Origin of the sequence: Micromonospora yasonensis, from assembly GCF_026013475.1 — a bacterium.
Taxonomy (GTDB): domain Bacteria; phylum Actinomycetota; class Actinomycetes; order Mycobacteriales; family Micromonosporaceae; genus Micromonospora; species Micromonospora yasonensis.
In genome coordinates this window covers 34,903-45,216 of record NZ_JAPDPH010000034.1, presented here as the reverse complement: position 1 = coordinate 45,216, position 10,314 = coordinate 34,903, and the positions used below count along the sequence as shown (strand labels likewise).

Here is a 10,314-nt window from a genome sequence, read left to right as displayed (position 1 = left end):
TGGGCATCCGTCGCATCATGAGGACGAACCGCCGATGAGCCGCACCGACCCGCCCGACCTGCTCGCCGTCGCCGCCCGCTGGGTCGACCCGTTTGGCTGGCCGGTCCCGCTGCGCTTCGACCCGATCGGGCGGTGGTACGCGCGGCTCGCCGCCGACGCCGAGCACGAGGTGTGGGCGCTGAGCTGGCTGCCCGGGCAGGGCACCGACCTGCACGACCACGGCGGCTCGTCCGGGGCGTTCCTGGTCGTCGCCGGCACCCTCACCGAGGAGACGGTCAGCGGTGGTCGGCTGCGCCCGCACCGGCTCGTCACCGGCGCCGGGCGGCGCTTCGGCGCCCGCCACGTGCACGTCGTCACCAATCGGGGCGACCAGCCCGCGGTCAGCGTGCACGTCTACCGGCCCGCGCTGCGCCGGATGACCCGCTACCGCCTGGTTACCGGGCGGCTCCTGGTCGCCGACGTGGCCGAGGCCGGGGTCGCCTGGTGACCCGGCCGCCCCGAACCCCGCACCCCCTGACTCGTACCGCATGGAAGGACGCGACGATGCCGACGACCCACACCCGCACCGACAGCTGTCCGGTCCCCCCGCCCGGCTCGCGGGGCATCGACGAGATCCTCGCCGCCGCCCGCGCCCGGCTGCGCCGGCTCGACCCCGAGCAGGCCCACCTCGCGTACCGGGGTGGGGCGCTGCTGGTCGACATCCGTCCGGCCGGCCAGCGCGCCGCGCACGGCACCGTACCCGGTTCCCTCGCCGTCGAGCGCAATGTCCTGGAGTGGCGGTTCGACCCGCGCTGCCCGGCCCGGCTGCCCCAGGCCGTCGACTACGACGTGCCCGTCGTGGTCATCTGCCAGGAGGGTTACACCTCCTCGCTGGCCGCCGCCGCGTTGCAGGACCTCGGCCTGCACCGGACCACCGACGTGGTCGGCGGGTTCGCCGCCTGGCGGATCGCCGGGCTGCCCACCCTCGGCCCCGTCCCGCCGCTCCGATCCTCGTCCGCCGCGTCCCCGGTCACCGCCGGCCGGGCGTCCCACTGACCGTCACGCCGTACCCGGTGTGGCGGACGACGGCTTCAGGTCGTGGCGCGGCGCAAGACGCGCCGAGCTGAAGTCGTCGTAGCGTACCGCCAGCACAGGAGGCTCCATGTCCGTCGTCGCCATCTCTCCGCGCCCGCGCCGCGGCGGCCGGGTCGCCCCGCCCCGGCCGCGTACCGCGCAAACCCTCACCGTCACCCTCGACCTTGGGGCGGGGCCGCTGACGCCCGGGCTCGCCCGCCTGGTCGACCTGCTCGACGAACTCGCCGGGGAGGGGATCGTCCGGGCCGAGGAGCCCGCCGCCGGCGCGGTGGTCGGCCTGCGCCACCCCGCCGAGCCGCCCGCCCCCCAGCCGTCGGAGGTTCAGGAGCCCGAGACGGTACGCATCCTCAGCGGCATCCGGACGGTCCGCCAGGGCGGTCGGGAGATCCCGCTGACCCGTATCGAGTACGACCTGCTGCTCTTCCTCGCCGAGCACCCCCGGCGGGTGTTCACCCGGCTCCAGCTGCTGGCCAACGTCTGGGGCTACGAGCACGCCGTGGCGCGTACCGTGGACGTGCACGTGCGCCGGTTGCGGGCCAAGCTCGGCGTCGGCACGCCGCTGGTGACCACCGTGTACGGGGTGGGCTACCGGCTGGCCGACGAGGCGCGGATCGTGGTGGACCGCGAGGGCTGACGGCGCGGACGTGGCGCGGCGTACCCGGGTCCCGCGGGTACGCCGCGTCCGTGTTCCGGGCCCCGCACCGCCCAATGTGAACCGGACAGGGACCCCCCTTACCGGGGCATCTCGCCGCTCTGCTGTAATCATCTGGCCTCGTACGCAGAGCGAGCATTCGGCTCCGATGTGTTCGTCAATTGTCACATTCATGCAACGCAGCCGCCTCTTGACCCTCGCACAGGCGCCGGGAAGCATCGATGAAGCGGCGTCCCGGGCCGTGGGGAGATACCCGGACCAGCCAAGGAGGACCATGTCGGTCAGCCCCGCCTCGTCGCGCGCCGGATGGCATACGTCCCAGCCCGCGGTCCCCGGTCGTCCCCCCGGCGGCCAGCGCCGCCCCACCAACACGGCGGCACCCGTGCTGACCGTCACCCTCAACATCCCGCTCGCCTGCGAGGAGTCGCTGTCCCCGGCCGCCCGCCGGCTCCTGGAGGCCGCCCGTGAGCTGCTGGAACGCGGCGACGCCGTGATCTCCAGCGGCCCGGGCCAGACCGAGCGCCGCCCCGATGCGGTGCCGGCCGGGCGGTCCCCGGGCCTGCCGCTCGCGCCGGCCATCCCGACCCTGCACATCCTGGCCGCCTCCCGGTCGGTGCTGCGCGACGGCGAGCCGCTGCCGCTCACCCGGCTGGAGTTCGACCTGCTCCTGCACCTGGTCGCCCACCCGCGCCGGGTGTTCACCCGACTGCAACTGCTCAACGCCGTCTGGGGGTACGAGCACGCCGGCGTCCGCACCGTCGACGTGCACGTCCGCCGGCTGCGCGGCAAGGTCGGCGTGGACGTCCCGCTGGTCACCACCGTCTACGGCGTCGGCTACCGGCTCGCCGACGACGCCCGCGTCACCATCGGCCGCTCCGGTTGAACCGGGTCCGGCCCGCCGCGCCGAGTCCCGTCCGGCCCGGCGGGCAGGATGGGCGGATGCGCGTCCGTCCGATCACCCCCGAGCGCCTCGTCGCCGAACTGACCGACCGGCTCGCCGGCGCCGCCGTGCCCGGCCGGCTGCGGGTCGCCGTCGACGGTCCGCCGGCCGCGGCGCCGGACGCTCTCGCCGCCGCGCTGGTCGACCCGCTGCGCGCCGCCGGCCGCCCGGTGCTGCACGTCCGCGCGGCGGACTTCCTCCGACCCGCCTCGGTACGCCTCGAGCACGGCCGGACCAACCCGGACGCCTACTACGAGGGCTGGGTCGACGAGGTCGGGCTGCGCCGTGAGGTCCTCGACCCGGCCGGCCCGGACGGCTCCGGCCGGCTGCTCCCGTCGCTCTGGGACGCCGTCGCCGACCGGGCCAGCCGGGCCGGCTACGTCGAGCTGCCGCCCGGCGGCGTGGTGCTGGTCAGCGGCTCGCTCCTGCTCGGCGGGGGCCTGCCGTTCGACGTCACCGTGCACCTGGAGCTCTCGCCGGCCGCGCTGGACCGGCGTACCGACCCGGAGCAGCGCTGGACCCTCCCAGCGTTCGCCCGCTACGCCGACGAGGTCGCCCCGGCCGCCTTCGCCGACGTGGTGGTACGCGCCGACGACCCGCGCCACCCGGCCCTGGTGGAGGCCGGCTGACCGCATCGGCCTGCCAAAGGTGGAACCGGACGGCCGGCCTGGGCCCGTGCATTCCGGCCGGACGGGCACTGGCCGGGGCGGCGCGGGACGGGCCGGGACGGACCGCCCGGCGCAGGCCGGCACGAACGGCGAAAAAGAACCCAGGGGGTCGTCGGTTTGATCCGCGGAGGCGGCGGGTAATCGCCCGGCTCACAGAGCACGGGTGATCTCGCCCGGGCATTCCATCGGACCACGTCCGGGGCGTTCGCGCCCCGGACCGGCATGAGGCCCCAGGAAAGGCAGGCAGCGATGCTCGTCCACGACACGGTAGCCACGGGCCGCTCCCAGGCGGAGAACGACCGGATCCGGCAGTCCCTGCAGTCGCGGTACGACGAGCTGACCGCGGAGTACGAGCAGGCCGTGCAGCAGAGCCAGGTGCTGCGGCTGGTCGAGATCGGTGACACGGCCGGCGACGACCAGGCCGACAGCGGCACCAAGACCGCCGAGCGGGACACGGCCCAGTCCCTGCTGCGCAGCATCCTGGACCGGCGCGCCCAGTTCGAGCACGCGCTGACCCGGCTCGAGGAGGGCACGTACGGCTTCTGCGAGGGCTGCTCCGCGCCGATCCCGGTGGAACGGCTGGAGATCTTCCCGTCCGCGACCTCCTGTGTGTCCTGCAAGCAGACCCGGGAGCGGCGGGCGGCCTGAGCGTCGCCCGGGTTGCCGGTCGGTCCCGAACGCGGTGGACTCGCCAGATGGGTGAGATCAAGGTGGGCACCGCCTCCTGGACCGACCGGACTCTGCTCGACTCCGGCTGGTACCCGCAGACCGCGGACACCCCGGAGAAGCGGCTGGCCTACTACGCGCGCCAGTTCCCGCTGGTCGAGGTGGACGCCACCTACTACTCGCCGCCCGCCGAGCGGACCGCGCGGCTGTGGGTGGACCGCACCCCGGCCGGCTTCACCTTCAACGTCAAGGCGTTCAGCCTGCTGACCGGTCATCCGACCCGGGTCGCGTCGCTCTACAAGGACCTGCGCCCGGACACAGAGAAGAAGAACCTCTACCCGGACGACCTGCCGCCGCAGGCGTACGAGGAGGTCTGGACCCGGTTCCTGTCCGCTCTCGACCCGCTGGTCGAGGCGGGCAAGCTGGGCGCGATCCTGTTCCAGTTCCCGCCCTGGTTCACCATCAAGCGGGACAACAAGCAGTACCTGCTCGAGGTGGCGAAGCGGTGCGACCCGCTGCGCCCGGTCTTCGAGTTCCGGCACGCCTCCTGGTTCGCCGGCGACAACGCCGAGGAGACGCTGACCTTCCTGCGCCGGCACGAGCTGCCGTTCGTCTGCGTCGACATGCCGCAGGGCCACAAGTCGTCGGTGCCCCCGGTGCTGGCGGCCACCGCGGACCTCGCGGTGGTCCGCTTCCACGGGCACAGCGACAAGTGGACCAGCACCGACATCCACGAGAAGTTCGGCTACGACTACTCCGACCGGGAGCTGCGCGGCTGGGCGCCGAAGCTGCGCGAGCTGGCCGGCGAGGCGGCGCGGACCCACGTGCTGATGAACAACTGCTACCGGGACTATGCCCAGCGCAACGGCCAGCGGCTGCGGGAGTTCCTCGGCGCCGACTGACGACCTGATTCACCTTTTCGGGGTGAGGCCGGCTCACCCCCTCTCCAGCGAGCCTGGACGGTGTGTGCGGTCGGTCGACCGACGCGACCGCGAGGCCGACAGGAGGTGGGCCATGACGGTGCGGGTCGTAGCGGATCGGCGCCGTGGCGGGGTGCTGCACGTGGTCGGGAAGTCCGACCCTCCCCGGCGCGGCGAACGGCCCGGTCGGTTCAGCCCGACCCGGCTCTGGCGGGGGCCCAGCGGGCCGCCGCGCCGCACCGATGACCGACGGTGGGAAACCGACGCACGGGGGTGGGCAGATGGCTGAGCAGATGATTTCCGCGTTCGAGTCCTCGCTGGACAAGACGAACGTGATGCTCAAGGAGATCGAGTCGGCGTACGGCTGGCCGAAGGAGCAGCGCAACCAGTCCTACGCGGCCCTGCGCACGGTGCTGCACCTGTTGCGGGACCGGCTGCCGGTGGCGCAGAGCGTCGAGTTCGCCCAGCAGTTGCCGGTGCTGCTGCGGGGCGTCTATTTCGACGGCTGGCAGCCGGAGAGCGTGCCGATCAAGCTGAATCGCGACGACTTCCTCTACGAGGTCCGCCAAGGCTTCCCGTACGACGTGGAGGGCGGCACGGAGCAGGTGGTGCAGGTGGTGCTGGACACCCTGCGCCGGCACATGAACCAGGGCGAATGGGAGGACGTCAAGTCGGCGATGCCGAAGGACCTGGTGCAGATGATTCCCTGATCGGCAGCGTCCCGACCCGCTCCACCGCACCGGTGGGGCGGGTCTTCGGCGTCCTGGTGACCGGCCGCCCGGCCCGTCGGGCCAGCCCGGCGAAGGCCACCGCGTCGACGATCGCCGCGCCGCCCGGGTCGTTGTTGAAGTAGACGTACGCCGGCTCGTCGGCGGAGAACGTGGTGGCCAGCCGACGTACCCAGGTGGCCAGCGCGGTCCGGCCGTAGCGCGGCCACGGCCGGGCGCGGCCCTCGTGCAGCCGCAGGTAGCCGAAGTCGGTGGTCCGCCAGAGCGGGGCGACCAGGCGGCTCAGCCGGTCGGCCCACACCAGTGCGGCCCGGCGGCGCTCCAGGACCCCGCGCACCTCCTCCGTCCACCAGCTGGGGTGCCGGGGCTCGACCGCCACCCGCACCTCGGCGGGGAACAGCCGCAATGTCGCGTCCAGCGCCTCCGGGTCGGCCCGCAGGTTCGGCGGGAGCTGCACCAGCACCGGCCCGAGCCGGTCGCCCAGCCCGGTCGCCCGGTCGAGGAAGCGGGCCACCGGTTCGGCCGGATCCCGCAGCCGCTTGACGTGCGTGAGGTAGCGGCTCATCTTCACCGCGACGCAGAAGTCGTCCGGGGTCCGGTCCCGCCAGGCCACGAAGGTGTCCCGCTCGGGTAGCCGGTAGAAGGCGTTGTTGACCTCCACGGTGGCGAACCGCGCGGCGAAGTGTTCCAGCCACAGCCGTTGCGGCAGCTTGGCCGGGTAGAAGTGGTCCCGCCAATCCCGGTACTGCCAGCCGGAGGTGCCGACCAGGATCATCGCCGGCCGCTAGGCGACATTGAGCCGGAAGACCTCGAACGCGGCGCCGTACCGGACGCCGAGGCGGGTCCCGGCCGGCCGGGCCAGCCCTTCGAGGAACTCCTCGGCGTCGAAGCCGCCGTCGCCGAGGCCGCTCAGGTACGCTCCGTGCGCCCGTAGCGACGCCAGGCCCCGGTCGAAGGTGGCGGTGACGTCCACCCCGTGCCGGGCCAACGGCGAGGCGGCCGCCCACACCTCGCGTACGCCCGACCACGGCTGCACGCCGTCCACCAGTTGCTCCGGGAAGATCCACCGGTTGCCGGCGTCGCGGACCGCGTCCAGGGTGGCCCGGCCGCAGGCGATGTGGTCGGCCTGGTTCAGCGCGTACGCCCCGTCCCAGGTGTCCCGGAAGTTGTTGGTGATGACGATCTCCGGGCGGTGCCGGCGGATCACCCCGGCGATCGTCCGACGCAGCGCGACCCCGTACTCCAGGAGGCCGTCGGGGAGGCCGAGGAACTCGACCGCGCGGACCCCGACCACGGCGGCGGACGCTCGCTGCTCCTCCTCGCGCAGCACCCGGCTGCGCTCCGGCGGCATCCCGTCGATGCCCGCCTCCCCGCTGGTCAGCAGGCAGTAGCCGACCTCGCGGCCCTGACTCGTCCAGCGGGCCACCGCGGCGGCCGCGCCGAACTCCAGGTCGTCGGGGTGGGCCACCACGGCCAGCGCCCGCTGCCAGTCCTCGGCCAGCGGTGTCAACGGTTCCGGCTGCCCCATGACCCACCTCCCTTTCGGCCATCCTGGCACCGGTGGCGTCGGTCCGCCTGCCATCGGATGCGCGGGGCCGGGCGAACCGTCCGTGTCGCCGGGTCCCGACGTTTACGGTGTGGTTAGAGAAGATCGCGCGTGGGGTACCGCTGCACGAGGAACCCCGACGCACGACGGGGCGGCAAACCCGAGGGAGCACCCATGGCACTCAACGATGACGACATGCAGACCACCAGCGGCGGCGGCCTGGAGGGTCCGGCCGACGGTGGCGCGACCCCGGGCCAGCAGGACGGTGGCGCCGACGGCGGCGCGGACCGTGGCGCGGAACGCGGCGCGGACCGGGGTGCCGACCGTGGCGCCGAGGGTCCGGCCGACGGCGGGGCGACCCCGGGCAAGCAGGACGGTGGCGCCGACGGCGGCGCGGAGGGGCCGGCCGACGGTGGCGCGACCCCGGGCCAGCGCGACGGTGGCGCCGACGGCAGCGCCTGAGGATCGCCATGACCTACCTCGACCCGCCGGGCGGCCACGGCCGTCCGGCGGTTCCGTCTTCCGTGGGCGAGGCGCTGGCCCGGTGCGTGGCGGAGGAGCCGGCCAAGTTCGCCGCCGACCACTGGGGGCGCGCTCCGCTGCTGTCCCGGGCCGCCGAGCTGCCGAACCCGGCTGGCTTCACCGACCTGTTCAGCCCGGCCGACGCCGACGAGCTGCTCAGCCGGCGCGGCCTGCGAACCCCGTTCCTGCGGGTGGCGAAGGACGGCCAACTGGTGCCGGCGGCGCACTACACCGGCGGTGGCGGCGCCGGCGCCGAGATCGGCGACCAGGTCCTCGACGAGAAGGTCCTGGCGCTGTACGCCGACGGCGCCACGCTGGTCCTCCAGGGCCTGCACCGCGCCTGGCCGGCGCTGGTCGACTTCGCCCGCGACCTGGGCGTCGCCCTGGCCCAGCCGGCGCAGGTCAACGCCTACCTGACCCCGGTGGGCAGCCAGGGTTTCGCCACCCACTACGACACCCACGACGTCTTCGTGCTCCAGGTCGACGGCCGCAAGCACTGGCGGATCCACCCGCCGGTGCTGCCCGACCCGCTGGAGAAGCAGCCCTGGGGCGGCCGGGCCGACGAGGTCTCGGCCACCGCCGAGGGGCGGCCCGAGCTGGACGTGGTGCTCGAACCGGGCGACGCGCTCTACCTGCCGCGCGGCTGGCTGCACAGCGCCCAGGCGCAGGAGTCCAGCTCGCTGCACCTGACCGTCGGCATCCGCGCGCTGACCCGGTACGCCCTGGTCGAGGAATTGCTGGCGCTCGCCGCCGAGGATCCCCGGCTGCGCGCCGGGCTGCCGTTCGGCATCGACGTCGCCGACCCGGACGCGATCGAGCCGGAGCTGACCGAGACGGTGGAGGCGCTGCGCGACTGGCTGCTGCGGGCCGACCCGGCCGCGGTGGCCGCCCGGCTGCGCGCCCGGGCCTGGCCGGCCGCCCGGCCGGCGCCGATCCGCCCGCTCGCCCAGACCGCCGCCCTGGCCGCGCTGGCCCCGGACAGCCGGGTCGCGCCCCGCGCCGGGCTGCGCTGGCAGCTCGGTCCGGCCGGCGACGGCACGGTGACGCTGCGACTCTTCGACCGCACCATCAGCCTGCCCGGCACCTGCGAGCCGGCGCTGCGGGCCGTGCTCACCGGCGAGGTCACCCGGGTCGGCGACCTGCCCGGCCTGGACGACGACGCGGACCGCCTCGTCCTGGCCCGGCGCCTGCTCAAGGAGGCCGTGCTCACTCCGGCCTGACCTGCGGTGGAGGTGAGACGGATGCAGGTGGCGGTGTGCGGCCCGGCCGACGCCACGCCGGCCGAGCTGGCGCACGCCCGGCGGGTGGGGGAGCTGCTGGCCGGCCAGGGGGCCACCGTGCTCTGCGGCGGAGGCGGCGGCGTGATGGCCGCCGTCGCCGCCGGCGCCCGCGCCCGCGGCGGCCTGGTCATCGGGGTACGCCCCGACGACGGCACCGAACCCGGTCCCGCCGAGCTGTCCGCGTACCTGGTGACCAACATGGGACAGGCCCGCAACGCGATCCTGGTGTGGAGCGCGGACGCGGTGATCGCGATCGGCGGCTCCTGGGGGACCCTGAGCGAGGTGGCGCTCGGCCTGCGCCGGGGCGGCATCCCGGTGGTGGTGCTCGGCGGCTGGCGGATCGTCGACGCCGACGGTCGCCCGGTGCCCGGCCCGGTCCACGTCGACACCCCTGAGGAGGCGGTCCGCGTCGCCGGCGTGGCCGTGCCGCGGGAGCCGTGACGCTGGAGATTGGGGGCCCCCGGGTGTGGGCCCTGCCATCGCCTGCGAGGCGGGTGTAGTTCTGCGAAACGCTTTGGAGCTGAGTCGTTGGTGATGTCGCCGCCCGCCGCGTCGCCAGCCCGGCGCCCCGGCATCCCCCTGGCGGCACCTCCGGCGTCACCCCTGTCGCCCCCTGCGTCGCCGGGTCGGGTGCCGGTCGTCCGTGAGTCGTCTGTGCTGTCAGCTCCAAAGGAGGTCTCAAGTGACCTTGCCGGCGGCGCCCGCCGCGGATCACCCGTTCGTCGGGGCCCGCAATTCGTCAGCTCCGTGCGGCTACCGCGTGGCGCCGTCGGTCTCATCCGCCGGGTCGTCGGCGAGCAGCGCCTCCTTGCGAGCGCGATCCGGCGTACGTCCTCCCAGGTCGCCATGGAGAGGTTCACACCTCGTCGGCGTAGATCTCGAAGCGGGCCGGCGTGACCCCTGCCGCCCGCTGCCAGACCGGGTGGGTGGACACCCGGAGGAACCAGTCGTCGAAGGACTCCGGCCCACCCCGGAACCACCAGTCGGTGTAGCTGCCGAGGGCGGTCAGCTCCGGGTCCGGGGGCAGCTCGTAGTCCGCGTGGAGCTGGACGTATCCCTCGTGCTCGCCGTCGGCGTCGACCAGCTCGAACTGGCGGACGAAGCCGAGCAGGAAGCTGCCGCCCAGCGGGGTGTACTGGAAGAGCAGGCCGTCCTGGTCCGGCAGTTCGGTCGACACGTCGAACTCGACGGCGGCGAACCGGCGTACCGCCTCGATCAGCCGGGCCGGCGGCGGCGCGGCTGGGTCGTCCACGGCGAAGCCGCCGAGGTCGCGGAAGGCGGCCTCGGCGGCTTCGATCGGCAGTCGCGGTGACATGCC

General features: G+C 74.3%; 14 protein-coding genes. 11 read left to right on the top strand and 3 right to left on the bottom strand.

Going from position 1 to position 10,314, the window contains the following annotated elements:
* Positions 1–34 precede the first annotated feature (34 nt).
* The 8 genes from ONA70_RS10355 to ONA70_RS10320 all read left to right on the top strand — a co-directional run bounded on the left by ONA70_RS10355 (position 35) and on the right by ONA70_RS10320 (position 5,630).
* On the top strand, positions 35–487 hold the full coding sequence (locus ONA70_RS10355; RefSeq protein WP_265006148.1) for a cysteine dioxygenase: 453 nt from the start codon (positions 35–37) through the stop codon (positions 485–487).
* Between the two features lie 56 nt (positions 488–543).
* Positions 544–1,035 (top strand): rhodanese-like domain-containing protein, encoded by a 492-nt coding sequence (locus tag ONA70_RS10350; RefSeq protein ID WP_265006144.1) that lies wholly within the window; start codon positions 544–546, stop codon positions 1,033–1,035.
* 106 nt (positions 1,036–1,141) lie between these two features.
* Positions 1,142–1,708 (top strand): winged helix-turn-helix domain-containing protein, encoded by a 567-nt coding sequence (locus tag ONA70_RS10345; RefSeq protein WP_265006143.1) that lies wholly within the window; start codon positions 1,142–1,144, stop codon positions 1,706–1,708.
* A 292-nt stretch (positions 1,709–2,000) separates the two neighbouring features.
* Positions 2,001–2,609 carry a winged helix-turn-helix domain-containing protein gene (locus ONA70_RS10340; RefSeq protein ID WP_265006142.1) on the top strand — a complete coding sequence of 203 codons (609 nt, stop codon included), beginning with the start codon at positions 2,001–2,003 and terminating at the stop codon, positions 2,607–2,609.
* 56 nt (positions 2,610–2,665) lie between these two features.
* On the top strand, positions 2,666–3,295 hold the full coding sequence (locus tag ONA70_RS10335; protein WP_265006141.1) for a nucleoside/nucleotide kinase family protein: 630 nt from the start codon (positions 2,666–2,668) through the stop codon (positions 3,293–3,295).
* A 288-nt stretch (positions 3,296–3,583) separates the two neighbouring features.
* Positions 3,584–3,982 carry a TraR/DksA family transcriptional regulator gene (locus ONA70_RS10330; protein WP_265006140.1) on the top strand — a complete coding sequence of 133 codons (399 nt, stop codon included), beginning with the start codon at positions 3,584–3,586 and terminating at the stop codon, positions 3,980–3,982.
* A 47-nt stretch (positions 3,983–4,029) separates the two neighbouring features.
* Complete coding sequence (locus tag ONA70_RS10325; protein WP_265006139.1) at positions 4,030–4,902, top strand: DUF72 domain-containing protein; 873 nt, start codon at positions 4,030–4,032, stop codon at positions 4,900–4,902.
* A gap of 299 nt (positions 4,903–5,201) precedes the next feature.
* Positions 5,202–5,630 carry a DUF2267 domain-containing protein gene (locus ONA70_RS10320; RefSeq protein ID WP_265006138.1) on the top strand — a complete coding sequence of 143 codons (429 nt, stop codon included), beginning with the start codon at positions 5,202–5,204 and terminating at the stop codon, positions 5,628–5,630.
* Here the strand turns inward: ONA70_RS10320 and ONA70_RS10315 are convergent.
* A complete protein-coding gene (locus tag ONA70_RS10315; protein WP_265006137.1) occupies positions 5,587–6,423 on the bottom strand; it encodes a DUF72 domain-containing protein in 837 nt (278 codons plus the stop codon). The genes ONA70_RS10320 and ONA70_RS10315 overlap by 44 nt on opposite strands.
* Positions 6,424–6,432: 9 nt before the next feature.
* A complete protein-coding gene (locus ONA70_RS10310; protein WP_265006136.1) occupies positions 6,433–7,176 on the bottom strand; it encodes a PIG-L deacetylase family protein in 744 nt (247 codons plus the stop codon).
* Positions 7,177–7,368: 192 nt separating this feature from the next.
* On the opposite strand from ONA70_RS10310, the gene ONA70_RS10305 reads away from it, so the two are divergent.
* From ONA70_RS10305 to ONA70_RS10295, 3 genes are read left to right on the top strand one after another with little or no spacing between them, the layout of a single operon-like run.
* Positions 7,369–7,656, top strand: a complete 288-nt coding sequence (locus ONA70_RS10305; protein WP_265006135.1) for a hypothetical protein — start codon at positions 7,369–7,371, stop codon at positions 7,654–7,656.
* Between the two features lie 8 nt (positions 7,657–7,664).
* Complete coding sequence (locus ONA70_RS10300) at positions 7,665–8,936, top strand: cupin domain-containing protein (protein ID WP_265006134.1); 1,272 nt, start codon at positions 7,665–7,667, stop codon at positions 8,934–8,936.
* Between the two features lie 21 nt (positions 8,937–8,957).
* Entirely contained in the window at positions 8,958–9,437 is a 480-nt protein-coding gene (locus ONA70_RS10295; protein WP_265006133.1) for an SLOG cluster 4 domain-containing protein, read from the top strand.
* A gap of 415 nt (positions 9,438–9,852) precedes the next feature.
* On the opposite strand, the gene ONA70_RS10290 is transcribed toward ONA70_RS10295, so the two are convergent.
* Positions 9,853–10,311, bottom strand: coding sequence for a TorF family putative porin (locus tag ONA70_RS10290; protein WP_265006132.1), 459 nt, complete (start codon positions 10,309–10,311; stop codon positions 9,853–9,855).
* Between the last annotated feature and the right edge of the window lie 3 nt (positions 10,312–10,314).

What these genes read in the sequence shown, in the direction of transcription:
- ONA70_RS10305 (WP_265006135.1), top strand. Translation starts at nt 7,369, where the DNA reads ATGGCACTCAACGATGACGACATGCAGACCACCAGCGGCGGCGGCCTG.
- ONA70_RS10310 (WP_265006136.1), bottom strand. Translation starts at nt 7,176, where the DNA reads ATGGGGCAGCCGGAACCGTTGACACCGCTGGCCGAGGACTGGCAGCGG.
- ONA70_RS10345 (WP_265006143.1), top strand. Translation starts at nt 1,142, where the DNA reads ATGTCCGTCGTCGCCATCTCTCCGCGCCCGCGCCGCGGCGGCCGGGTC.
- ONA70_RS10330 (WP_265006140.1), top strand. Translation starts at nt 3,584, where the DNA reads ATGCTCGTCCACGACACGGTAGCCACGGGCCGCTCCCAGGCGGAGAAC.
- ONA70_RS10355 (WP_265006148.1), top strand. Translation starts at nt 35, where the DNA reads ATGAGCCGCACCGACCCGCCCGACCTGCTCGCCGTCGCCGCCCGCTGG.
- ONA70_RS10335 (WP_265006141.1), top strand. Translation starts at nt 2,666, where the DNA reads ATGCGCGTCCGTCCGATCACCCCCGAGCGCCTCGTCGCCGAACTGACC.
- ONA70_RS10290 (WP_265006132.1), bottom strand. Translation starts at nt 10,311, where the DNA reads ATGTCACCGCGACTGCCGATCGAAGCCGCCGAGGCCGCCTTCCGCGAC.
- ONA70_RS10315 (WP_265006137.1), bottom strand. Translation starts at nt 6,423, where the DNA reads ATGATCCTGGTCGGCACCTCCGGCTGGCAGTACCGGGATTGGCGGGAC.
- ONA70_RS10300 (WP_265006134.1), top strand. Translation starts at nt 7,665, where the DNA reads ATGACCTACCTCGACCCGCCGGGCGGCCACGGCCGTCCGGCGGTTCCG.
- ONA70_RS10295 (WP_265006133.1), top strand. Translation starts at nt 8,958, where the DNA reads ATGCAGGTGGCGGTGTGCGGCCCGGCCGACGCCACGCCGGCCGAGCTG.
- ONA70_RS10340 (WP_265006142.1), top strand. Translation starts at nt 2,001, where the DNA reads ATGTCGGTCAGCCCCGCCTCGTCGCGCGCCGGATGGCATACGTCCCAG.
- ONA70_RS10320 (WP_265006138.1), top strand. Translation starts at nt 5,202, where the DNA reads ATGGCTGAGCAGATGATTTCCGCGTTCGAGTCCTCGCTGGACAAGACG.
- ONA70_RS10325 (WP_265006139.1), top strand. Translation starts at nt 4,030, where the DNA reads ATGGGTGAGATCAAGGTGGGCACCGCCTCCTGGACCGACCGGACTCTG.
- ONA70_RS10350 (WP_265006144.1), top strand. Translation starts at nt 544, where the DNA reads ATGCCGACGACCCACACCCGCACCGACAGCTGTCCGGTCCCCCCGCCC.